Source organism: Nonomuraea sp. NPDC003804 (assembly GCF_040610675.1).
Taxonomy (GTDB): domain Bacteria; phylum Actinomycetota; class Actinomycetes; order Streptosporangiales; family Streptosporangiaceae; genus Nonomuraea.
In genome coordinates, this window is the sequence record NZ_JBEXMT010000030.1 from 68,394 (window position 1) to 89,986 (window position 21,593).

At 71.2% G+C, this 21,593-nt stretch carries 21 protein-coding genes; 11 read left to right on the forward strand and 10 right to left on the reverse strand.

The window, feature by feature from the left end; all coding sequences use genetic code 11:
• Position 1 precedes the first annotated feature (1 nt).
• Positions 2–712: an alpha/beta hydrolase gene (locus tag ABZX22_RS33975; protein WP_354917298.1), complete on the forward strand. Its 711-nt coding sequence runs from the start codon at positions 2–4 to the stop codon at positions 710–712.
• Between the two features lie 137 nt (positions 713–849).
• On the forward strand, positions 850–1,644 hold the full coding sequence (locus ABZX22_RS33980; RefSeq protein ID WP_354917301.1) for an alpha/beta fold hydrolase: 795 nt from the start codon (positions 850–852) through the stop codon (positions 1,642–1,644).
• Here the strand turns inward: ABZX22_RS33980 and ABZX22_RS33985 are convergent.
• The 3 genes from ABZX22_RS33985 to mce form a co-directional block, all read right to left on the reverse strand.
• Positions 1,604–2,872, reverse strand: coding sequence for an AI-2E family transporter (locus ABZX22_RS33985; protein WP_354917304.1), 1,269 nt, complete (start codon positions 2,870–2,872; stop codon positions 1,604–1,606). The two genes, ABZX22_RS33980 and ABZX22_RS33985, sit on opposite strands and share 41 nt — an antisense overlap.
• 113 nt (positions 2,873–2,985) lie before the next feature.
• Positions 2,986–4,296, reverse strand: a complete 1,311-nt coding sequence (locus tag ABZX22_RS33990) for a DivIVA domain-containing protein (RefSeq protein ID WP_354917307.1) — start codon at positions 4,294–4,296, stop codon at positions 2,986–2,988.
• Positions 4,297–4,485: 189 nt separating this feature from the next.
• The gene (mce, locus tag ABZX22_RS33995; RefSeq protein WP_354917310.1) at positions 4,486–4,911 is read right to left on the reverse strand and encodes a methylmalonyl-CoA epimerase; all 426 of its coding nucleotides are present in this window, start codon (positions 4,909–4,911) and stop codon (positions 4,486–4,488) included.
• A 139-nt stretch (positions 4,912–5,050) separates the two neighbouring features.
• On the opposite strand from mce, the gene ABZX22_RS34000 reads away from it, so the two are divergent.
• The gene (locus ABZX22_RS34000; RefSeq protein ID WP_354917314.1) at positions 5,051–6,241 is read left to right on the forward strand and encodes an acetyl-CoA C-acetyltransferase; all 1,191 of its coding nucleotides are present in this window, start codon (positions 5,051–5,053) and stop codon (positions 6,239–6,241) included.
• 110 nt (positions 6,242–6,351) lie between these two features.
• Here ABZX22_RS34000 and ABZX22_RS34005 read toward each other — a convergent pair whose 3' ends face one another.
• Positions 6,352–6,504, reverse strand: coding sequence for a hypothetical protein (locus ABZX22_RS34005; protein WP_354917317.1), 153 nt, complete (start codon positions 6,502–6,504; stop codon positions 6,352–6,354).
• 170 nt (positions 6,505–6,674) lie between these two features.
• On the opposite strand from ABZX22_RS34005, the gene ABZX22_RS34010 reads away from it, so the two are divergent.
• Complete coding sequence (locus ABZX22_RS34010) at positions 6,675–8,312, forward strand: DUF885 family protein (protein ID WP_354917320.1); 1,638 nt, start codon at positions 6,675–6,677, stop codon at positions 8,310–8,312.
• Here the strand turns inward: ABZX22_RS34010 and ABZX22_RS34015 are convergent.
• Both ABZX22_RS34015 and ABZX22_RS34020 read right to left on the reverse strand, forming a co-directional pair.
• Complete coding sequence (locus ABZX22_RS34015; protein ID WP_354917323.1) at positions 8,309–8,959, reverse strand: DUF4230 domain-containing protein; 651 nt, start codon at positions 8,957–8,959, stop codon at positions 8,309–8,311. The two genes, ABZX22_RS34010 and ABZX22_RS34015, sit on opposite strands and share 4 nt — an antisense overlap.
• Positions 8,960–8,998: 39 nt before the next feature.
• Entirely contained in the window at positions 8,999–10,333 is a 1,335-nt protein-coding gene (locus ABZX22_RS34020) for a hypothetical protein (protein WP_354917326.1), read from the reverse strand.
• A gap of 217 nt (positions 10,334–10,550) precedes the next feature.
• On the opposite strand from ABZX22_RS34020, the gene ABZX22_RS34025 reads away from it, so the two are divergent.
• From ABZX22_RS34025 to ABZX22_RS34035, 3 genes are all read left to right on the forward strand, one after another.
• Positions 10,551–11,051, forward strand: a complete 501-nt coding sequence (locus ABZX22_RS34025; protein ID WP_354917329.1) for a MarR family transcriptional regulator — start codon at positions 10,551–10,553, stop codon at positions 11,049–11,051.
• Positions 11,052–11,173: 122 nt separating this feature from the next.
• Complete coding sequence (locus ABZX22_RS34030) at positions 11,174–12,106, forward strand: tetratricopeptide repeat protein (protein ID WP_354917332.1); 933 nt, start codon at positions 11,174–11,176, stop codon at positions 12,104–12,106.
• 9 nt (positions 12,107–12,115) lie between these two features.
• On the forward strand, positions 12,116–12,745 hold the full coding sequence (locus ABZX22_RS34035) for a cytidylate kinase-like family protein (protein ID WP_354917335.1): 630 nt from the start codon (positions 12,116–12,118) through the stop codon (positions 12,743–12,745).
• Here the strand turns inward: ABZX22_RS34035 and ABZX22_RS34040 are convergent.
• Positions 12,720–13,877, reverse strand: a complete 1,158-nt coding sequence (locus ABZX22_RS34040; RefSeq protein ID WP_354917338.1) for a phosphatidylinositol-specific phospholipase C1-like protein — start codon at positions 13,875–13,877, stop codon at positions 12,720–12,722. The genes ABZX22_RS34035 and ABZX22_RS34040 overlap by 26 nt on opposite strands.
• A 186-nt stretch (positions 13,878–14,063) precedes the next feature.
• On the opposite strand from ABZX22_RS34040, the gene ABZX22_RS34045 reads away from it, so the two are divergent.
• Positions 14,064–15,473 carry an NAD-dependent malic enzyme gene (locus ABZX22_RS34045; RefSeq protein WP_354917473.1) on the forward strand — a complete coding sequence of 470 codons (1,410 nt, stop codon included), beginning with the start codon at positions 14,064–14,066 and terminating at the stop codon, positions 15,471–15,473.
• 84 nt (positions 15,474–15,557) lie between these two features.
• Here ABZX22_RS34045 and ABZX22_RS34050 read toward each other — a convergent pair whose 3' ends face one another.
• Positions 15,558–16,961 (reverse strand): MFS transporter, encoded by a 1,404-nt coding sequence (locus tag ABZX22_RS34050; RefSeq protein WP_354917341.1) that lies wholly within the window; start codon positions 16,959–16,961, stop codon positions 15,558–15,560.
• Between the two features lie 68 nt (positions 16,962–17,029).
• On the opposite strand from ABZX22_RS34050, the gene ABZX22_RS34055 reads away from it, so the two are divergent.
• Entirely contained in the window at positions 17,030–17,641 is a 612-nt protein-coding gene (locus ABZX22_RS34055) for a TetR/AcrR family transcriptional regulator (RefSeq protein ID WP_354917344.1), read from the forward strand.
• Between the two features lie 12 nt (positions 17,642–17,653).
• On the opposite strand, the gene ABZX22_RS34060 is transcribed toward ABZX22_RS34055, so the two are convergent.
• Positions 17,654–18,493, reverse strand: a complete 840-nt coding sequence (locus ABZX22_RS34060; RefSeq protein WP_354917347.1) for a hypothetical protein — start codon at positions 18,491–18,493, stop codon at positions 17,654–17,656.
• A gap of 120 nt (positions 18,494–18,613) precedes the next feature.
• Between ABZX22_RS34060 and ABZX22_RS34065 the strand changes: the two genes are divergently transcribed.
• Complete coding sequence (locus ABZX22_RS34065) at positions 18,614–19,192, forward strand: YqgE/AlgH family protein (protein ID WP_354917350.1); 579 nt, start codon at positions 18,614–18,616, stop codon at positions 19,190–19,192.
• Here the strand turns inward: ABZX22_RS34065 and ABZX22_RS34070 are convergent.
• Positions 19,189–19,812 (reverse strand): TetR family transcriptional regulator, encoded by a 624-nt coding sequence (locus tag ABZX22_RS34070; RefSeq protein ID WP_354917353.1) that lies wholly within the window; start codon positions 19,810–19,812, stop codon positions 19,189–19,191. The genes ABZX22_RS34065 and ABZX22_RS34070 overlap by 4 nt on opposite strands.
• Positions 19,813–19,933: 121 nt before the next feature.
• Between ABZX22_RS34070 and ABZX22_RS34075 the strand changes: the two genes are divergently transcribed.
• The gene (locus ABZX22_RS34075) at positions 19,934–21,514 is read left to right on the forward strand and encodes a DHA2 family efflux MFS transporter permease subunit (RefSeq protein ID WP_354917356.1); all 1,581 of its coding nucleotides are present in this window, start codon (positions 19,934–19,936) and stop codon (positions 21,512–21,514) included.
• The last annotated feature ends 79 nt before the right edge of the window (positions 21,515–21,593 follow it).

Genomic DNA, 21,593 nt, shown 5'->3' on the forward strand with positions numbered 1-21,593 from the left:
TGTGGAGATCCGCGCGGCCACCGTCCTGCCCGCCAGGCGCGAGCCGATCGAGCTGCACACCGCCGACGGGCTGACCCTGGTCGGCGAGCTGGCCCTGCCCGCGGACAGGCCGCCGGTCGCGACGCTGGTGACCCTGCACCCGCTGCCCACCCACGGCGGGTTCATGGACAGCCACGTCTACAAGAAGGCGGCCAACCGGCTGCCCGCGCTGGCCGACCTGGCGGTCCTGCGCTTCAACACCAGGGGCACCTCCTCCGAACGCGGCACCTCGCAGGGCGCCTTCGACAGCGGCGAGGGGGAGCGCTACGACGTGGCGGCGGCGCTGGAGTACGCCGAGTTCCACGACCTGCCCCGCGTGTGGGTGGTCGGCTGGTCCTTCGGCACCGAGCTGACGCTGAAGTGGGCGCACGATCCGCTGGTGGAGGGCGCGATCCTGCTGTCGCCGCCGCTCAAGCGGGCCACGGACGACGATCTCGACGCCTGGGCCGCCTTCGGGCGTCCGCTGGTGGCGCTGGTGCCGGAGTTCGACGACTACCTGCGCCCCGAGGAGGCCAAGGAGAGGTTCGCCAGGGTGCCGGGGGCCGAGGTCATCGGGGTCGACGGGGCCAAGCACCTGTGGGTCGGCGAGCCGTACGTGCGGATCGTGCTGAACGAGATCGTCAAGCGGGTCAACCCGGCGGCCTACCCGCTGCCCACCGATCTGACCGGCTGAGGCTTCAGCGCGGCCCGCTCTCGTTCGGTCACGCCGAGGACGATCTGACGCCACGGAAGAAGCGGTCAGACCCTTGGCCGCATATCGGCACATGCCGCACGGTGATTGTCGGGGGGAACCGGGTTACCGTGAGGTGCGTGCAGCTCTACACGAGATCAGCGGGGACCGGCGTCCCCGTCGTCCTGCTCCACGCCTTCCCGCTCTCCTCGGCGATGTGGCTGGCCCAGCGCGAGGGGCTGGCCGCCACCTGCCGGGTCGTCACCCCCGACCTGCGCGGGTTCGGCGGCTCCAGGCTGGGCGACGACGAGCCCTCCCTCGACCTCATGGCCGACGACGTCGCCGCCATGCTCGACGGCGAGGGGATCGAGCGGGCCGTGATCGGCGGGCAGTCGATGGGCGGCTACGTGACGATGGCCTTCTGCAGGCGTCACCCCGACCGCGTGCTTGGCGTGATCCTCGCCGACACCAAGGCGAGCCAGGACACCGACCAGGCCAGGGATGCCAGGGAGCGCATCGCGCGGCAGGTGGAGTCCGGCGGCACGGGCGTGCTGATCGAGGAGGTCCTGCCCGGCCTCATCGGCTCGACCACGAAGGAGCGCAGGGCGATGGTCTCCGGCAGGGTCCGGGGGCTCGTCCAGTCGGCGCCGCCCGGCGCGGTGGCGTGGGCGCAGCGGGCCATGGCGGGACGGCCCGACTCCTTCGACACCCTGGCCGCGCTCAAGGCCCCCGCCCTGGTGATCGTCGGTGAGGAGGACCGGCTCACCACCCGCGACGACGCCGAGGCGATGCTGCGGGCCGTACCGGACGGGCGGTTGATGGTGATCGAGCGGGCCGGCCACCTGAGCGCGGTCGAGCAGCCGGAGGCCTTCAACGCGGCCGTGGCCGCGTTCGTCAGCTCCGAGCTTGGCGAGGCAGCACGATCTCGCGGATGATCAGCGCGATCGCGGCGGCCACCGGGATGGCCAGCAGGGCGCCGACGATGCCCAGCAGGGCGCCGCCGAACAGCGCCGCGATCACGGTCACGGCGGGGGCCACGTCCACCGAGCGCTTCATGACGCGCGGGTAGATGAGGTAGTTCTCGACCTGCTGGTAGACGAGGAAGAAGATCGCGCACGCGATGCCGAGCGGCACCGACTGCAGGAACGCCACGCCGCTCACCAGCACCGCGCCGATCGTCGCGCCGACCAGCGGGATCAGGTCGGTGAGCGCGATCACCAGGGCCAGCGCCAGGGCGTAGCGCGCCCCCGCGACGGTCAGGAACGCCCAGCTCAGCACGCCCGCGATGACGGAGATGAGGACGTTGCCCGCCACGTAGCCGCCGATGCCGTCGAGGATCTCCTCAGTGATGGCGGCGGTCCTGGTACGGCGCGAGGCCGGCACGAGCTTGAGCAGGTACTCCTTGATCGAGTGCAGGGAGCCGAGGAAGTAGAGCATCAGCACCAGCAGCGTCACGCCGGTGAACACCCCGTCCAGGACCACCAGGCCCGCGCCGACCAGCCCGCCGGCGAGCGAGGGCGCGAGCGTGTCGGTGACGAACGCCGCCAGCTTCGGCAGGAGCTGGTAGTCGGCGTCCAGCTGCCTGAGCGTCGGGTTGGCGATGAGCTGGTCGAAGTAGCCGGGCACGGCGGCGATGAAGTCGGCCGACTCCTGGCTCACCGGCGGCACGATGGCCAGGCCGAACAGCGCGAACAGGACGATGACGCCGGCGAAGACGATCGAGATGGACGTGCGCCGCTTCATGCGGCGCCGCTGCAGCGCCTCGACGGCCGGATTGAGCCCCGCCGCCAGGAACATCGCCACCACGATGAGAATGATCACGCTCAGCGAGTTGGTGATCAGATGACCGATGGCGATCGCGGTCAGCACGCCGAGCCCGCCCACGAGACCGAACAGGAAGGGTCCCCGGGCCAGCGGCTTGCCCGGCATCCCGTACGGCAGCGCGCCGTCGACCTGGCTCCACCCCCCGGCCTGGGGCGCCGCCGGGTCCCCCGCGACCGTCGTGGCGGGGCTCGCCGCGGGTGCTGTGGTCGGTTCCGTCGCCGGGCTCGCCATGGCTGCTGTGGTCGGTGCCGCCGCCGGGTCCCCCGCGACCGTCGTGGCCTGCTCCGCCGCCGGCGGGCCCTGCTCGGGGGACGCGGGTTCCTCGACGTCGGCGGTCACGATGGCTCCAGGGAAGTGGGGGGATCCGGTCAAGCCGTACACGGACAAGAAGAGAGCCTAGCGACCCAAGGTCACCAGGCTCTCTTCAGCCGTCGATCAGCCTCCAGATCGGGCTACTCCTGCCACCACTCCGAGTCGTCGTCCGCGGCCTGCGGCTTGGCGGCCGCAGCGGCGGGTGCGGGCGCGGGCGCGGGTGCCGGCTTCTCGCTGCCGTTGGACGCCGAAGGGGCCAGGGCCGGCTTCGGCGGGGCGGCGGTGACGGCCGGCTCGGGGTCCATGCCAGGAAGGGGCGCGCCGCCGAGCAGCTGGCGCAGCTGCGCGAGGTGGCTGGTGATGCTGTCACGCTGCCTGGTCAGCTCGTCGACCTGGCGCTGCATGCTGGTGCGGATGCGCTCGGCCTCGGCCTTGGCCTCGCTGACGATGTGCTCGGCGCTGGCCTTGGCCTCGGACGCGACCTGGTCGGCGTTCTTGCGGGCGTTGGCGACCAGCTGCTTGGCGTGGGTGTCGGCCTCGCGGCGGGTCTGCTCGGCCTGCTGGGTGGCCTTGGTGGCGCGGGACTCGGCGGTCGCCGCCCGCTGCTCGGCCTCGGCCACCAGCTTCTGGGTGGCGGCCTGCGCGGTCGCGTGGCGCTCGGCCTCCTGGCGCTCGGCCTCCTCGCGGCGGGAGGCGAGCTGGATCTCGAACTCGGCTTCGTCCTGGGCCCGCTTCGCCTCGGACTCCTCCAGCACCCGCTGGGCCTGGGCGCGCATCTCGTCGGCCTGGCGCTTGGCGGTGGTGAGGACCTCGTCGCGCTCCCGCTTGGTCGAGGCGCGCAGCTGGGCGACCTCGCGCTCGGTGGTGGTGCGCAGCTTGGCGATCTCGCGCTCGGCGTCGGCGCGCTTCTCGGCCACCTCGTGGTCGGCGGTGGCGCGCAGCTTGGCGGCCTCGCGCTCGGTGGTGTTGGTCAGCTCCTCGGCCTCGCGGCGGGCCGTCGAACGGATCTCCTCGGCCTCGCGCTCGGCGGTGGTGCGCAGGTCGTCGGCCTCCCGGGTGGCCTGGGCGCGCTTCTCGGCCGCCTCGCTCTCGGCGGCGGCGCGCAGGTCGGCGGCCTCGACCTTGGCGTGGGCCTTGATCTCGTTGGCCTCGGACCTGGCGGCCTGGACGAGCTCGGTGGCCTGCTCCTCGGCAAGGCGCAGGAGCTGCTCGATGCGGGCACCGAGACCCGAGTAGGTGGGGCGCTCCTGCTCCTGCAGCTGCCGCTGGGAGTCGGACAGGTCGCGCTGCAGGCTGGTGACCTGCTCGCGGGACTGGCGCAGCTCGTTGTCGAGCTGCTTGAGGTGGTCGTGGACCTGGTGCCGGTCGTAACCACGGAGCACCACGTCGAACTCGCGCGCTGGGGCGTCCTCGAAGAAGTTGTTGAGCTGGGCGTCGATGTCGGACTGCATGGAGGCTCGATCCTGGGTTGTCGAGACGGCTACACGGGCCGGACGGGGGGTTCGGGACATCCGAGTCTGGAGCCTGCTCCTGGCAGCAGGCTCCATGTCCGGTGGTAGGCCAGCGTACTCCGCTGTTGCCGCCTTGGAGGCCCCGTCCAACTATCTGCGTTACTAGTTACATATGAACCTTTTTTGCGTTTACCGGGAGCCAGTTGCCTGAACCAGCTCCGTGAGCATTCCTCCCACGTCCTTGGGGTGCAGAAACGCGATCGAGGAACCCATTGATCCATGTCGAGGCCGCTCGTCCAGCAGCCTGACGCCTTTCGCGCTGATTTGTTGCATGGCGTCCGCTACGTCCGGGACACCGAATGCCACGTGATGGACGCCTTCGCCGCGCTTGGCGAGAAACTTCCCGACCGGGGAGTCCGGCGACAGCGGCTCGAGCAGCTGAATGTAGGAGCCGCCACCCTCACCGTCGGCGATGTGCAGCATCGCCTCCTTGACGCCCTGCTCCTCGTTCGTCTCGCGCGCCACGACAGTCAGCTCGAACGTCCGCTCGAACAGCGCGATCTTCTCCTCCAGATCGTGGCAGGCGATCCCGATGTGGTCGATGCGCATAAACACGTGTGATCCGCCTCCATGGTGGTCGCTCGGCTGTGCCGGATGGAATGGACTTCCCAGGGGGAGTGGCCCCCTGGGATGCGTTCCACACCGATGGGTATCGTGTCAAACGTCCCCTCGCGTGCACAGGAGGCCCGCTGCCATGTCTGGTTCCGTCATCGTCGCCGGAGCTCGCACTCCCATCGGACGCCTGCTCGGCGCCCTGTCCGGCCAGCAGGCCGTCGACCTGGGCGGCCTGGCGATCAAGGCCGCGCTCGAGCGCGCCGGAGTCTCCCCCGAGCAGGTCGAGTACGTCATCATGGGCCAGGTGCTGCAAGCCGGCGCCGGGCAGATCCCCTCTCGCCAGGCCGCGGTCAAGGCCGGCATCCCGATGACCGTGCCGTCGGTGACCATCAACAAGGTCTGCCTGTCGGGCCTGGACGCCATCGCGATGGCCGACCAGCTGATCCGCGCGGGCGAGTTCGACATCGTCGTCGCGGGTGGCATGGAGTCCATGACCAACGCCCCCCACCTGCTGCCCGCCCTGCGCAAGGGCGTCAAGTACGGCGGCTCGCAGATCGTCGACTCGATGGCGCACGACGGCCTGTTCTGCGCCTTCGACCAGTGCGCCATGGGCGAGTCGACCGAGCGCTACAACGCCGGGCTCGGCATCGGCAGGGCCGAGCAGGACGAGTTCTCGGCCCGCTCCCACCAGCTGGCCGCCGCCGCCATCAAGAACGGCGTGTTCGACGACGAGATCGTCCCCGTCGAGATCCCCCAGCGGCGCGGCGAGCCCGTGGTCGTCAAGGACGACGAGGGCGTGCGCGGCGACACGACCGTGGAGACGCTGGCCAAGCTGCGGCCCGCCTTCGCCGCCGACGGGACCATCACCGCCGGGTCCGCCTCGCAGATCTCCGACGGCGCGTGCGCCGTGGTGGTCATGTCCAGGGCGAAGGCGGAGGAGCTGGGGCTGCCCTGGCTGGCCGAGATCGGCCGCCACGGCAACGTCGCCGGGCCCGACGCCTCGCTGCAGTCGCAGCCGGCCAACGCGATCAAGCACGCGCTCGCCAAGCAGGGGCTGTCGGTGGACGACCTCGACCTGGTGGAGATCAACGAGGCGTTCGCCAGCGTGGTGATCCAGTCGGCCAAGGAGCTCGGCCTGCCGTACGAGAAGGTGAACGTCAACGGCGGCGGCATCGCGCTGGGGCACCCGATCGGCGCCTCGGGCGCGCGGATCGTGCTGACGCTGGCGCACGAGCTGAAGCGGCGCGGCGGCGGGCTCGGCGCGGCGGGGCTGTGCGGAGGCGGCGGCCAGGGCGACGCCCTCATCATCCGCGTGCCGCAGAACGGCTGATCGGTCGGAAGCGGATCGGTCAGGAAACGGATCGGTCAGGAAACGGATCGGTCAGGACGACGAGAAAGCCCGGCCGCTGAGGTGATGGCGGCCGGGCTGTCGGACGGGGATCATGCGGCGCGGAGGCGGGCGAAGAGCGAGCGGTGCCGGCGCTCGGCATGCGGCGACCTGCGCGCCTGCCTCGCCAGCCGCTCCTCCGCGGCCACGGTGTGGAGCTCGCCGATCCGGCTCCGCATGATCTCGTAGTTGATTTCGGGGTTCATCCGGGTCTCCCGTGATGTCGTGTTTTTCCCTGACACTCTCTAGATTCGGGCTAAGGCCCGCCCCGCCACATCGGACGGATGCCCTATGTCCTGCCTGAGGTAGCGGCACAGGACGCCTAAGGCGGGGTGAGCGATGCCTAGGCATGCGGGGATCGGGAGGTAGGTGCGGGATGGCGGACGCGGGCGGCGTGCTCGGGGAGCTGGCGGAGCGCTGGTGGGAGTGGCGGATGGCGACCGCTCCCGACACCTCCGACGACATCACCAGGGTGGAGCGTCCGCCCGGCTGGGTCCCCGACTGGTCGGCCGCCGCGGTGGCTGCCAGGCGGGAGGCGTGGCGCGCCTTCGACGCCGAACTGCGCGCGCTCGACCTGGCCGAAGCGCCCGTCGAGGTCAGGGTCGACGCCAGGCTGCTGGGCTCGGCGCTGGCCAGGGTGCGGTGGGAGCTGGACGTGCTGCGCTCGTGGCGGCGCAACCCCTGCTTCTACGTCGACCAGGCCCTGGTGGCCGTCTACAACCGGCTGCTGCCCCCGCCGCCTTTCACCGCCGAGCGGGCCGCCTCGATCGTCACGGTGCTGGGCGCGATCCCCCCGGTGCTCGCCCAGGGCCGCGAGAACCTGGAGGGCCACGCCGCCGCGCCGTTCGCCCGCTCGGCGATGACGCTGCTGGACGGCGCGGGGACGGCCCTGCACACCGCGATGTCGGCCCTCGCGCCGCTGCTGCCGTCCGACGAGGGGCTGGGGGAGGCGACGGAGGCGGCCGTGCGGGCGCTCGACGGCTTCGCCGCGTGGCTGGACGAGCGGATGCCGTCGTTCGCCGACGAGACGGCTGTCGGGCCCGAGGGGCTGGCCTTCTTCCTCCACAGGGTGGCGCTGCTGCCGTACGGGGCCGAGCGGCTGCGCGCCATGGGGCGCCAGGAATGGGACAGGGCGGTGGCGATGGAGACGACGCTGCGGCACCGCCACCGCGACGCGCCCGACCCCGTCCTCCCGGCCGACGCCGCGGCCCTCGTCGCCCGGGAGGCGGCCGACGAGCTCGCGCTGCGCGCCTTCTACGTGGACAGGGGACTGCTGGGCCAGCCCGCCACCCTGCGCCGCTACCGCTTCGCGGAGATGCCCGCCTACCTGGCGCCGCTGGCGTGGCTCGGCGTCCCTCACGAGATCGGTGTCGAGTCGAGCCCCGACGCCGACGCCGTCAGGTACGTCGAGCCGCCCCGGCCGGGCCTGCCGTACTTCGAGCTGGCCGCCGCCCGTGACCCGCGCGCCCAGCTCGCCCACGAGGGCGTGCACGCCCAGCAGCTGGCGCTGTCGTGGCGGCACCCTGATCCCGTACGGCGCCGCTACTACGACTCGGCGGCCAACGAGGGCATCGCCTTCTACCACGAGGAGCTGATGCTGCAGTCGGGGCTGTTCGACGACGCCCCGCACAGCGCCGTGTTCGTGGCCAACGCCATGCGGTTGCGGGCGCTGCGCGTCGAGGTGGACATCGCCCTCGCGCTCGGCGACCTGACGCTGGACCAGGCGGCGGACGTGCTGGCCGAGGCGGTGCCGATGGACCGGGCGACGGCGTGGGAGGAGGCGGTGTTCTTCTCCGGCAACCCGGGACAGGGGCTGAGCTACCAGATCGGCAAGCTGCAGGTGCTCGACCTGCTGGCCACCGCGTCGCGCCGCCGGGGCGAGGCGTTCGACCTCGGCGCCTTCCACGACCGGCTCTGGCTGGAGGGCAACGTGCCGCTCGCCCTCCAGCGCTGGGAGCTGCTCGGCCTCACCGACCACCTCGAGGAGGCCGACCGCCTGGCGGATCGGGGCTAGGAGGCGGCCGTCGAGGTCACCGTCACCTTGCTGAAGCCGAGCGACTTCAGCAGTCCCTCCAGCATCGCCTTGGTGTTGGCGTCGGCGCGGGTCCGCAGGTCGCTGGCGACCGCGGCCTCGGAGATCTTCTTCTCGGCCAGGACGTACAGCTCCTGCTGGTTGTCCGGCGACGACGACAGGAAGCCCTGCACCCTGTCGATCAGCCCGCGCTGGTGGGCGAAGACGTAGGAGCGCCTGTTGTCGAGATTGGGCTTCTCCAACTGGGCGGCGGGCAGGCGTACGGTGACCTCGGTGCGGTCGGCGTTGACGGTCACCGCGTCCTTGGCCAGCGACCCGAAGTCGACGTAGGCGTCGACGTTGCCGGCGCCGACGAACAGGGTGCGCGAGCCCTTGACCGCGTCGGGCAGGAACGGGGCGTCCTTCTCCAGGTCGACGACGACCTGGAAGGACCCGGTGGCCGCCTCGAACCTGGACAGATCGTGGATGGACTGCAGCAGCACCGGCTGGCTGCGGTCCACGGTCCGCTCCTCGAAGGGGTTGAGCCAGGTCCAGGCCAGCCGGGCGCCCACCACCACCAGGACCGCCAGCACCAGCAGTCCCGCCACGTATCGCCATCGCCTGCGCGTGGCCGCCGTCTGAACATTCATGCAGACACCACTGCCCTCATACAACCAGTGTCTACATGATCAACGCCAGCTCTGCGGTGACATCTCCGGACCCTGGCTCGCGCCGCTCGAGGTGGGATAGACCGGATAGCTCTGGCTGACGCTGGGGACGGGCGAGGCGACCGCAGGTCCGCCGCCGAAGTGCCTGGCCGACAGCTGGCACGACTGGAAGTCGGTGTAGAACATGCGCAGCCACTCGCGGCGCTGGTGCTCGCTCAGGCCGGAGAACCACGCCGCGGCGTACTGGTGCTGGGGCAGCGGCCCGCCGGGCAGCGGCTCGCCGCGCAGCCACGCCGTCACGATCTCCCGGTAGCCGCCGGCGGGCGTGCCCGAGCAGTCGGCGGCCAGGCTCTCGACGAAGTCGTAGGCGGCCTGGTCGGCGAAGCCCGCCGACAGGTCGGGCACGTGGATCGGCACGATGCCCGTCGAGGCGCGCAGGCTCTCGCCCAGCGGCCGCTGCTCGACCCTGGTGAAGGCGGCGGGAGTGCCCGACAGCTTTGAAGCGATCTTGGTGAACGTGTCGCCCACCTCGGTCAGCCCGCCCCGCATGCCGGGGTGCAGGCACACCGTGATCGGCCACTCCTGGCAGCTGTAGACCAGGGGCAGCGCGCTGGCCGCCTTGGGCTCGGTCACCAGCCTGGCCACCCCGGTGCCCGCGGCGAGGACCGCCATCAGCGCGAAGGCCAGTACCAGGGCCTGCCTGGTCACCACCGCGGCCCAGCCGAGCAGCAGGGCCAGCGCGATGCCGAGCAGCCACAGCGTCTGGTCGAGGAAGGCGGCGGCGGCCAGCCCCTGGAACAGGTCGTACGGCTCGCCGGTGCCGGGAGCGAGCTTGTCGACCCACGTCTTGCCGTCGGCCAGCCAGGTGAACAGCGCGTAGCAGCCCAGCCCCGCCGCCAGTGGCGTCATCGCCCGCGGCACGAGCCAGCCGGCCACCCAGCCGATGACGGCGTAGAGCGCCAGCCCCGCCATGCCCATGCCCAGGCCCGCCAGGTTGAGCCGCCCGGCCTGCTCGGTCAGCACCGTCTTGACCGCCAGCACCAGCACGGTGGCCGCGAACGAGCCCACCACCACGACGACGATGGCCAGCGGCGCCTTCAGCGCGATCCACGTCGACACGGTCCTGCCGCGCAGCGCGCGCCGCTTGCGCACGGCCACCCACGCCGCGAACGCGGCCGCCACGGGACCGGTCAGCTTCAGCGACCCGATCACCGCGACCACGATGTTCTCCCACGCGTCGACGCCCGGGATCAGGACGCTCCAGGCGGCCACCAGGCCCAGCGCCAAGAGGACGGCCGTCGTGACGGCCGCGCTCTGCTTCAGTTCCTCGCGCGTGACGCCGGCGTGCTCACGCACGGCGAAACCCCCCGCTGAAATACATCAAGCACCCCCCGTGCCCCATCAGCGACCGCGGAACACCGGCTCATGGCCGTCCCCTGGGCTCCGCGTCACCGTTTCGTGCGAGAACCATAACTGAGCGTGATGATTAGCGCCCGGGTTCTTGGTCAAGCGGTGAATCTGGTTGCGCTGAGTAATCATACGAACCAGGACGAGGGCACGCTAACGTAACGGTGTGTCGCTCAACCTGCCGTTCGATCCGATCGAGCGCGCTGCTGAGACCTGGCGCGTTCACTTCGGGCCGTCCTCCGCCATGGCCGCGGTCACTTCGATCATGAGAGCGCACCAGATCCTGCTGTCGCAACTGGACTCGCTCCTCAAGCCGTATGACTTGACCTTCGCCAGATACGAAGCGCTCGTGTTGTTGACCTTCAGCAGAACCGGCGCCCTCCCGCTGTCCAAGATCGGTGAGCGCCTGATGGTGCATCCCACCAGCGTCACCAACACCGTCGACCGCCTGGAGAAGGCGGGTCTGGTCGTTCGTCTGCGCAATCCGCGCGACGGCCGCGGGGTCCTCGCCGAGATCACCGACAAGGGGAGGGAGATCGTGGCCGCCGCGACCGGCGACCTGATGAACGCTGACTTCGGCATGACCATGTACGGCGAGGACGAACTACGCGAGATGTTCGACCTGCTCCGCACGCTCAGGGTGGCCTCGGGCGACTTCGGCGGCTGAGGGTCGCGCCCGCCCGCGGCCGGTTGCGGGCTCCCGCGGCTCGGCCTCAGAGGGCCGCGCCCGGCCCGGCTCATGGCGGGCTCCTGCGCCTTCAGTCACCAAGATGCGGCAAGATGAGGAGCATGGCGGACATCTCTCGGCCCGGATCGCTCTACGGAGCGGTGGATCTGGGCGCCAGGAAGCAGGCACTCGAGGCACAGGCCCGGCGGGAGGCCGCGGGTCCCCAGGCGGCTGCCTCGGTGGTCGACGTCACCGACGAGACGTTCACGACCGACGTCATCGACCGGTCGATGAGCGTGCCCGTCATCCTCGACCTGTGGTCTCCGCGCGCCCCCGGCAGCGCCCAGCTCACCCCCGTCCTGGAGAAGGTCGTCTCCGACTTCGGCGGCAGGGTCACGCTGGCCAAGGTCAACGTCGACACCAGCCCGCAGGTCGCCCAGGCGCTGCGCGTGCAGGCCGTGCCGACCGTGCTGGCCATCTTCCAGGGCCAGGCGGTGACCGGGTTCCAGCAGGTGCTGCCCGAGCCCGAGGTACGCCGCTGGCTCGACGAGCTGATGGGTGCGGTCGAGCAGTTCTACCAGGCCAACCCGGAGGCCAGGCCGTCGGCCGTCGAGGACGGCGCCCCCGCGCCCGAGGCGGCGCCCCTCGACCCCGACCTCGCGGCCGCCGAGAAGGCCATCGACGAGGGCGACCTCGACGCGGCCGCCGACGCCTACGAGCGCCTGCTGGCCCGCTCGCCCGGCGACGAGGACGCCCGGATGGGCCTGGCCGGTGTGGGCCTGATCAAGCGCACCGCCGGGGTCGACCCCGCCGAGGTGCAGCGCCGCATGCAGGATCCCGCCGACATCGAGGCGCAGCTGCTCGCCGCCGACCTCGAGATGCTCGCGGGCAACGTCGACGAGGCCTTCAGCAGGCTGGTCGGGGTGGTCAAGCGCACCTCGGGCGAGGAACGCGACACCGTGCGCAAGCACCTGCTCGGTCTGTTCGAGGCGCTGCCCGGCGACGACCCGGCTCTGGTGAAAGGACGTAGGGCGCTTTCGAGCGCGCTGTTCTAGCCTGGAGCCATGCGGGTCGTCACCATTTCGGCGACATACGGCACGGCTGGGAGCGTCATCGGCCCGGCCGTCGCCGAGCGCCTTGGCGTCCCCTTCGTCGACCGGGCGATTCCCAACGCCGTGGCCCAGGAGCTCGGCTGCTCCCTGGAAGAGGCGCTGGTCCACGACGACAGGGCGGAACACGGCCTCGGACGGCTGCTCTCAGGGGCGATGCGGCTGCCGACGGTCACCTTCGGGGGAGTCGACATGTACCTGCCGGGCTCGATGCCCCTGGCGCCTGAGGAGTTCGTCAACCGCACCGAACGCATGATCAAGGAGACGGCGCGGGCCACGGGCGGGGTGTTCCTCGGCCGTGCGGGCGCGCTGGTGCTGGCCGACCATCCGGGCGCCCTGCACGTCCGCCTGGACGCGCCGCTGCGCAGGCGGGTGCTGCAGACGGCGGCGCTCGCGGAGGTGTCCGAGCGCGAGGCGCGCAGGGTGGTCGAGGACAACGATCGGGCCAGGTCGGCATATGTCCGGCATTTCTACCGGGCCGACCCGGCCGATCCGCAGCACTACCAGCTCGTCATCGACAGCACCGCGATCCCGGTGCGGGTCTGTGTCGAGCTCGTCGTCACGGCTGCTGAGGCGCTGTCCTGAGGCGAGGCTCCAGCGTGTGGTCGCGGCAGCCGCGCTCCGCGCTGACCGGGTTGCAGCGCGCGGTCGCGCCGCCGGGCAACTCGGCCACGTAGTCGCTGCCGTTGCGCGCCGACAGGCCGACGACGGGGAAGTCGGTGCTGATCATCTGGGCGCCGCTGTCGAGCGCCGCCTTCAGCCGGGTGGTGTCGCCCGACCTGGCCTCGGTGAACGGCACGTCCGAGCGGGTGCGGACGTAGTAGCCGCGCCGCACGAAGTCCTGGATCTGGGCGGTGTTGGCGCCCAGCGGGTCGTTCCAGCCGATGAAGGCGGCGTCGGGACGGCCCGGCCTGGAGTTGGTGAACAGCACCCGGCCCTCCAGGTTGGGGTGGCCGGTCAGGTAGGGCGTCTGGATGTCGGCCCCTGAGTTGTCCATGAAGAACATCACCTTGCCGCGCGCGGACTCCAGGCGCGGCCAGCCGTACTTCAGCACGCTCTGCTCCAGCGAGAGGCTGGGCCTGCGCAGGTCGTCGGCGGTGATGAGCCGGTCGTCGGAGAAGACGCCGCGGATCTCCGCGTCGAGGGCGTCGAGCAGGGCCGCGTCCCACGTGGGGCTCTTGGCGCCGCCCATGGCCTCCTTGGCCGGGTCGGTGCGCTTGAGCTCGGTCAGAATGGTCAGCGGGACGTGGCCCGGGTTGGCGTCCGACCAGTCGCGCACCTGGCGCAGGCAGGCCACCAAGGTCGAGCAGTTGGTGGCGTAGTCGTGGTCGGCCCAGTGCAGCACCTTGAAGCCCGGGGTGGCCAGGCCCGGGTCCTGCAGCGGCGGCAGCCCGGCGTCCCTGCGGACCAGCGGCTTGGTGTAGAGGCCGCCCTGCGGGTCGGGGAAGACGTCGAGCTCGATCCCGCGCACCCGCTGCGTGCCGAACTGGTGCGGGATGGCCGGATGGGAGTACTGCAGGTTCCACCAGTTGGCGTCGGTCCTGCGCTGGACGTCCTTCTCGGCGTCGGTCAGCTCGCGGTGGTAGCTGTTGTGGGTGGCGATCGTCTGGATCTGGTTGATCCTGACGTCGGACCTGCCGGTGGTGCCGACGGCCGGTGCCGCCGAGGTGAGGACGGCCAGCGCGGTCGCGGCGAGCAGGGCGGTGAGGCGGGGCATGCGGCTCCTCGAGGGGTTCGTGGGGGCGCCTCCGACGGTCGCCGGACGCGGTGAACACCCGATCAAGAAAGAGTTCTCCCTTTTCGGAAATGTCCGTAAACACGCCCGTAAAGGTGGCTGTCGAGAGGACTCGTGGGAGGTGGCACCATGGATGCATCCTTGGTCAGGCGCAAAGGAGCGATAGACGTGGCCACCGTCCCGAGCGTGTCCTACTCCATCACCGTGCGGCTCGAGGTGCCCGCCGGAGGCAAGGCGGTCAGCCAGCTGACCCACGCCGTAGAGTCGGCGGGTGGCGTGGTGACCGCGCTCGACGTCACCAACGCGGGTCATGAGAAGCTGCGCATCGACGTCACCTGCGCGGCCAGGGACACCGACCACGCCCAGCAGATCGTCGACCAGTTGGAGGCGGTCGAGGGCGTCGTCATCCACAAGGTCTCCGACCGCACCTTCCTCATGCACCTCGGTGGCAAGATCGAGATGAAGTCGAAGGTGCCGCTGCGCAACCGCGACGAGCTGTCCATGGCGTACACGCCGGGCGTCGCCCGCGTCTCCATGGCCATCGCCCGCAACCCCGAGGACGCCCGCCGCCTCACTATCAAGCGCAACAGCGTGGCGGTCGTCACCGACGGCTCGGCCGTGCTCGGCCTCGGCAACATCGGCCCCGCCGCCGCACTGCCCGTCATGGAGGGCAAGGCGGCGCTGTTCAAGCGGTTCGCGGGCATCGACGCCTGGCCGATCTGCCTCGACACGCAGGACGTCGACGAGATCGTCTCCATCGTCCGCGCCATCGCGCCCGGCTTCGGCGGCATCAACCTGGAGGACATCTCCGCCCCGCGCTGCTTCGAGGTCGAGGCCCGCCTGCGCGACCTGCTCGACATCCCCGTCTTCCACGACGACCAGCACGGCACCGCCATCTGCGTGCTGGCCGCGCTGACCAACGCCCTGCGCGTCGTCGACAAGCGCCTCGAGGACGTGCGCATCACGATGGCGGGCGCGGGCGCCGCCGGCACCGCCGTCCTGCGCCTGCTGCTGGCCGCGGGCGCGCGCAACGTGGTCGTCTGCGACTATCTCGGCGCCGTCCACCAGGGCCGCGACGACCTCGACGACTCCCTGCGCTGGATCGCCGAGCACACCAACGCCGAGGGCTACTCCGGCGACCTGCGCGGCGCGGTCAAGGGCGCCGACGTCTTCGTGGGCGTGTCGGCTCCCGGCATCCTCAACGGCGACGACATCGCCACCATGGCCCCGAACGCGGTGGTGTTCGCCCTGGCCAACCCCGAGCCCGAGGTCTCGCCCGACGACGCGCGCGAGCACGCGGCCGTCGTGGCCACGGGGCGCTCCGACTACCCCAACCAGATCAACAACGTGCTGGCCTTCCCCGGCGTGTTCCGCGGCCTGCTCGACGCCCAGGCCACGGAGGTCACCCAGCAGATGCTGCTGGCGGCGGCGGGCGCGCTGGCCGCGGTGGTGACGCCGGAGGAGCTCGGCCCCAACTACATCATCCCCAGCGTCTTCCACCCTGACGTCTCGACCGCCGTCGCCGCGGCCGTCCGCGAGTCGGCCGGTGGCCGGGCGCGCGGCTTCACCGAGGCCTGACCCGCGCGGCTCCCTTCGCGACAGTGGCCGCTCTCCCGGATCCGACTGGTCCGGGGGAGCGGCCACTGTCGCGTCGCGCGGCGGTCAGTCCGTGGTGGGCTTCGGGCGCAGGACGGCGCTCACCAGGGCGCCCAGCAGGACGAGCGCCGCGTTGACCAGGACGGCGACCCGCACCCCGCCCAGCACGTCGGCCCCCGCCGCCATCGCCGCCGTGACGACCGCGCTCATGACCGGGATGCCCATCGTGATCCCTACCTGCTGCGTCATCGTGGCCAGGCCGGTGGCCAGGCCCTGCTCGGAGTCGGGCAGGCCCGAGGTGGCGGTCACCATGAAGCCGACGATCGCCAGCATGTTGCCGACACCGCCGACGAAGGTGGCCACCAGCAGCAGCCAGATCCACCCAGGCGAGGTGCCGAGCAGCGCCAGCGCGGCCGTCGCGGCGGCCTGGACGGCGAAGCCGGCGATCAGCGTGGCGCGGCTGCCGAGGCGGGCGATGACGCGGGAAGCGCCGACGCCGCCTACGACCGTGCCCAGGCCGAGCACGCCGAACGCGAGCCCCGTGGCCAGCGCCGAGTAACCGAGCACCTTCTGCAGGTAGAGCGTCATGAGGAAGACCAGCGACGTCTCGGTGGCGAAGGCGATCAGCCCGGCCAGGTTGCCCCACTTGACGCTCGGCCGCTTGAGGACGGCGACAGGCACCAGGGGCGCGACGGCCCTGCGTTCGGCGAACCAGAACGCCACCAGCAGCACCGCCCCGGCGGCGAGCGCGCCGAGCGCGACCGGCGCGGCGAAGCCGTACTCGCCGGCCTGGGTGAGGCCGAAGACCAGCGCGAGCAGTCCCGTGGTCACGGTCACCGCGCCGAGGACGTCCATCGCAGGCCGCCGCTCGTGCCGGCTCTCGGCCAGGACGGCGGGCGCCGCGACCAGGACGGCGAGCGCGACCGGCACGTTGACGAAGAAGGCCCACCGCCAGCTCAGCAGATCGGTCAGCAGGCCGCCCAGGACGGCGCCCGAGGTGAAGCCCGCCGACATCAGCGCGCCGTTCAGGCCGAGCGCCCGGTCGCGCAGGGATCCCTCAGGGAAGGAGGTGGTCAGCAGCGACAGGCCGGCGGGGGTCACGATCGCGGTGGCCAGGCCCTGGGCGACCCTGGCGACCAGCAGCATGCCGGGCGAGGTGGCCAGCCCGCCGGCCAGGGACGACACGCCGAGCAGCGCCATGCCGGCCAGGAAGAGCCGGCGCCTGCCGAACAGGTCCGCGATGCGGCCGAACAGCAGGGTGAAGCCGGCGGCGGCCAGGGCGAAGGCGGTGGCGATCCACTGCAGCTCCGACAGCGCGAAATCCAGGCCCTGGCCGATGACGGGCAGGGCGACGTTCAGGATCGAGAAGTCGACGGCGAGCATGAACTGGGCGCCGAGCAGGAGGGTCAGGGTCAGTTTCTGCCGGCCCGTCATGGTGGTGGCGGGCGCGGACACGTCCAACGCGGTCATGGACAGCCCCTTAATGGGTCGCAAGTTCCTTTAAGATGAGGCAGACGGTAGCACGATGAGAGGCTTTAATGGAACAGCAGACCCATTTGGCGGGAACGGTACGGCCCGGCGGCCGTACGGCGAGGGTGCGCGCCGCGGTGCTGGAGGCCACCCAGGACGAGCTGGTGGAGCGCGGCTTCCACGGACTGGCCATGGACCAGGTGGCGGCCCGGGCGGGCGTCGGCAAGACCACCGTCTACCGGCGCTGGGGCGGGCCGGCGGGGCTGGTGATCGACCTCATGACGGAGCTGGCCGACCAGTCGGCGCCGCACGCGGACACGGGGTCGGTGGAGGGCGACCTGATGGCGAACGCGGCCGGCGTGCTGGGCGCGGTCGCCGACGAGCGGCTGGGGGCGACACTGCAGGCCGTGATCGCGGCGGCCACCTGCGACGAGCAGGCTGAGGTCGCGTTGCGGGAGTTCTACCTGCGGCGGGTGCGGGAGTGGGCGGCGGTGGTCGACCTGGCGGTGACCAGGGGGGAGCTGCCCGAGGGGACCGACGGGATGGACGTGGTGCGGGCGGTCTCGGCCCCGATCTACTACCGGCTGCTGGTCACCCGCGAGCCGGTGGACGAGCGGGTCGCCGAGCGGGCGGTCAGGGCCGCCCTCGCCGCCGCGAGGGCGGGCGCCTTCGTCCGGTGAGCTCCCGGCGCCCTACCGCTCGGGGTCCGGATGGCGGCGGCGCGGCGTGAGAGTGGTGACCAGCGGCCCGTCAGGCGTCTGGCGCGGCCAGATGGAGCCGTACCACCACACGATCGCGCCCATCACCACCAGCCCGGCCCCGGTCGCCAGCTTGCCCAGCAGGTCCGCGGGCGGCCCGGTGTGCGGCAGGCGCCCGTCGCGGTCATGCCAGTTCGCCCAGCGGCCGTGGCCCCAGTCCTGTCCCCACCCCGCCAGGCGGCCGTCGTCGTCCCCGTCCGCGCCTGGCCCGTCGCCGCCCCACGCGCCGGGCCTGTCGTCGCCCCCGTTCGACCAGGGACCGTCGGCGCCCCAGCCGCCCAGGGGCTTGTCGCGGTCACCCCAGAGCCCTCCGGGCCCGTCGTCGTCGCCGAACAGCGCCCAGCGGGCCTGGCCCTGTTCGCCGCCGTGGTCGCCGCCCTGTCCGCGGCCCTGGTCGCCGTGCTGGGGGCAGCCGTTGAACAGGCGCCGCGTGTCGACCAGCTTGCCGTCCTGGCCGTCGGCGGTGTAGCTGACCTCGAGCCCCGCCGAACGGCCGCGCGGCACCGGCACGTAGACCGTCGTGCTCCTGTGCGGCCGCAGCGTGCCCTGCTCCACCAGCCGGTCGTCCTTCGCGACGGCGTACCCCGACGGGTGGTCGCTGGTGCTCCTCAGGACCACGGCGGCCATGTTCGTGTCGCAGGAGGTCCTGCGCAGCGACATGGTGAACGGCTCGCCCTCCTCCGCCTTCCACGCGGAGGCGGCCGACGGCAGCAGGAGGATCGCCCCGAGCGGTGCGGCCGCCACGAGAAGGGCGAGTCGGCGTCCGGCGGTCATGGCTCCTCCTGAGCGCACGAGAAAGCGATCTTTGCTACCTACAGTGCCCATATGCATGCGCTCCGTAACATCGCGAACCTGGGGGCGCGAGATGCCGTGTACACCGGTCATGATGGAGGCATGGCGGAGGCGATCTACGTCGGCGGGCTGTTGGTGGCGACGCCACTGCTCGACGACCCCAACTTCCGGCGCAGCGTGGTGCTGATCCTCGAACACGACGTCGACGGCGGCACCCTCGGCGTCGTGCTGAACCGGCCCAGCGAGATCGCCGTCACCCAGGTGCTGCCGGTCTGGGACACCCTGGTGAGCGGGCCCGCCGTCCTGTTCGAGGGTGGTCCCGTGCAGACCGACAGCGCGCTTGCGCTGGCCGCGGTGCCCAGCGGGGAGGAGCCCCTGGGCTGGCGGCGGCTCCACGCCGGCACGCCGTCGGTGGCCAGGCTCGGCACCGTCGACCTGGACGCGCCGCCGGAGATCCTGGCAGGGGAGATCGCCCAGATGCGGATCTTCGCGGGCTACGCGGGCTGGACGTCGGGCCAGCTGGAGAGCGAGATCGCCGAAGGCGCGTGGTACGTCGTCGACTCGGAGGCGGGCGACACCTTCAACGCCGATCCCAGTGGCCTGTGGCGGACCGTCCTGCGCAGGCAGCGCGGCGAGCTGGCCTTCGTCGCCACCCACCCCGACGATCCGACCATGAACTAGCCACCCAGGTCCCAGCCGGGCCGGAAGCTCCGCTGGGCGAGGACGAGCGCCTCCTCCACGCGCTCGAACATCGCCGGCAGGTCGTTCTCGATCTCCTGGGGGCGCGGGCACTCGAAGCCGACGCGCACCGTCGCCATGGCGTAGGCGACGACCAGGTGGGGGAGCTGGTCGGTCTCGGCGTCGCGGCCCTGGCGCCTGGCGATCTCGACGGCCAGCCGCCGCTCGGTCTCGACCCCGCGGGCCACGCTCTTGCCCGCGAGTGCGGGGTTGGCCTGCATGAGCTGCCGCATCTTCAGGAACCTCGCGGTGTCCTCGGACGTTGCCCCGGTGAACTCGTGCAACATGACCCGCAGCGCCTGCAGGAGCGAGACGAAGGGGGGCTCATCACCGGGACGGCACGCGAGCGCCTCGCTGACGATCCCTTCGCTGTGGTCGTGGAACCACAGGACGACGTGCTCCTTGCTGGTGAAGTAGCGGAAGAACGTGCGAGCCGAGATCTCGACCGCACCCGCGATCTGCTCGACGGTGGTCGCCTCGTATCCTTGTTCGAGGAACAGGTCGACCGCCGCGTCGATGATCGCCAGGCGCGTCTTCTCCTTTTTACGTTCTCGTAGGCCCATGGCAACCTCCCTGTCACAGTGTGCCATAAGTCAGGTGCTGGCAAACAAAACCATTTGTCATTTGTCAGTCTGTGTCATAAATTGCTCGGGCTAACGATTCGTCCGTACTGAGGGGGCTCCCATGGCTCAAGCCAAGACGGTGGCGGCGCCGACGCCGTCAGAGGCGGAGGGAGGTGCGAAGGGCAGTCCATGGCTGACACTCCTGGCGGTGTCGCTGGGTGTGATCATGGTGATGCTCGACGGCACCGTGGTCGGCATCGCCAACCCGGTGATCGGCGCGGAACTTCGCGCGTCCCTGTCCGACCTGCAGTGGGTGACCAGCGGCTACCTGCTGGCGCTGGCGGTCTTCCTGATCACCGCGGGCAAGCTGGGTGACCTCTTCGGCCACAAGCGGATCTTCCTGATCGGTGTCGCGGGCTTCACCGTGACGTCCCTGGCGATCGGCTTCACCGGCTCGATCACCGCGCTGATCTTCTTCCGCGTGCTCCAGGGCCTGTTCGGCGCGCTGCTGCAGCCGGCCGCGCTCGCCCTGCTCCGCAGCGCCTTCCCGGGGCCGAAGCTGAACCAGGCGATGGGCGCGTGGGGTGCCATCATCGGCCTGTCCAGCGCGGCGGGCCCGATCGTGGGCGGCCTGCTGGTGGAGAACGTCAGCTGGCAGTCGGTGTTCTTCATCAACGGCCCCGTCGGCCTGCTGGCGCTGATCATGGGCGTGTTGATCATCAAGGAGAACAGGTCCCAGCTGATGTCGAAGGTCGACTGGCTGGGCGTGGTGCTGCTGTCCGGGGCGATGTTCGCGCTGGTCTGGTCGATCATCAAGGCTCCCGAGTGGGGCTGGGGCGACATCAAGACCATCGGCTTCCTGATCGGCTTCGCGGTGCTGGCGGGGCTGTTCATCGTGTGGCAGGCCATCGCGCGCCAGCCGCTGGTGCCGCTGTCGATCTTCAAGAACCCCTCGGTCTCCATCGGTGTCGGCCTGATGATGATGGTCGCCTTCGCGATGTTCGGCGCCATGTTCTTCCTGGGCTTCTTCTTCCAGGGCGTGCACGGCCTGACGCCGCTCGAGGCCGGCCTGCGGATGCTCCCGATGAGCGCCGGCATGATCATCGCCTCGCCCCTGGCGGGCATGGCGATCGGCAAGCTGGGTCCGAAGGTCACGATGGCGGCCGGTCTGATGATCACCGCTCTGGCGATGTTCCTGATGTCCCGCCTGGGCGTCGACGCCTCCTTCGTCGAGAGCGGCATCCCGTTCCTGGTGCTGGCCTTCGGTCTCTCCCCGGTCTTCGTCGGCGCCACCGAGATCATCGTGGGCAACGTCGAACCCCAGTACGCCGGTGTGGCCGGTGGCGTGCAGCAGTCGGCCATGCAGGTCGGCGGCGCGCTCGGCACCGCGATCCTCGGCGCGGTCATGGCCGGCGAGATCGCCGACAGGCTGCCCGGTTACCTCGGCCCGGTCGCCAAGGACATCCCGGCGGACAAGATGCACCTGCTGGAGCAGGCGGCCGCCTTCGGCACGGCGCCCACCCAGGGCCTGCCGGACCAGATCGCCCAGGTGATCACCAATGCCGTCCACAGCTCGTTCATGGACGGCATGCACCTGGCCTTCCTGGTGAGCACCTGCGTCGCCATCCTCACCGCGATCCTGGCGCTGTTCGTCAAGCGCGGCAGCCAGTCGACCGAGGGCGCGCCCGTCCACGTCGGCTGACGACACACCGTGCGGGCAAGCCCGGCTCCCGACCCCGAGCGGCGGGAGCCGGGCCTTTTCCTGGACGGGCCCCGGATCC

Excerpts from the sequence above, each read along its gene's own strand:
- ABZX22_RS33990 (WP_354917307.1), bottom strand. The coding sequence starts at position 4,296 with ATGCAGTCCGACATCGACGCCCAGCTCAACAACTTCTTCGAGGACGCC.
- ABZX22_RS34000 (WP_354917314.1), top strand. The coding sequence starts at position 5,051 with ATGTCTGGTTCCGTCATCGTCGCCGGAGCTCGCACTCCCATCGGACGC.
- ABZX22_RS34005 (WP_354917317.1), bottom strand. The coding sequence starts at position 6,504 with ATGAACCCCGAAATCAACTACGAGATCATGCGGAGCCGGATCGGCGAG.
- ABZX22_RS34010 (WP_354917320.1), top strand. The coding sequence starts at position 6,675 with ATGGCGGACGCGGGCGGCGTGCTCGGGGAGCTGGCGGAGCGCTGGTGG.
- ABZX22_RS34015 (WP_354917323.1), bottom strand. The coding sequence starts at position 8,959 with ATGAATGTTCAGACGGCGGCCACGCGCAGGCGATGGCGATACGTGGCG.
- ABZX22_RS34030 (WP_354917332.1), top strand. The coding sequence starts at position 11,174 with ATGGCGGACATCTCTCGGCCCGGATCGCTCTACGGAGCGGTGGATCTG.
- ABZX22_RS34035 (WP_354917335.1), top strand. The coding sequence starts at position 12,116 with ATGCGGGTCGTCACCATTTCGGCGACATACGGCACGGCTGGGAGCGTC.
- ABZX22_RS34040 (WP_354917338.1), bottom strand. The coding sequence starts at position 13,877 with ATGCCCCGCCTCACCGCCCTGCTCGCCGCGACCGCGCTGGCCGTCCTC.
- ABZX22_RS34050 (WP_354917341.1), bottom strand. The coding sequence starts at position 16,961 with ATGACCGCGTTGGACGTGTCCGCGCCCGCCACCACCATGACGGGCCGG.
- ABZX22_RS34055 (WP_354917344.1), top strand. The coding sequence starts at position 17,030 with ATGGAACAGCAGACCCATTTGGCGGGAACGGTACGGCCCGGCGGCCGT.
- ABZX22_RS34060 (WP_354917347.1), bottom strand. The coding sequence starts at position 18,493 with ATGACCGCCGGACGCCGACTCGCCCTTCTCGTGGCGGCCGCACCGCTC.
- ABZX22_RS34065 (WP_354917350.1), top strand. The coding sequence starts at position 18,614 with ATGGCGGAGGCGATCTACGTCGGCGGGCTGTTGGTGGCGACGCCACTG.
- ABZX22_RS34070 (WP_354917353.1), bottom strand. The coding sequence starts at position 19,812 with ATGGGCCTACGAGAACGTAAAAAGGAGAAGACGCGCCTGGCGATCATC.
- ABZX22_RS34075 (WP_354917356.1), top strand. The coding sequence starts at position 19,934 with ATGGCTCAAGCCAAGACGGTGGCGGCGCCGACGCCGTCAGAGGCGGAG.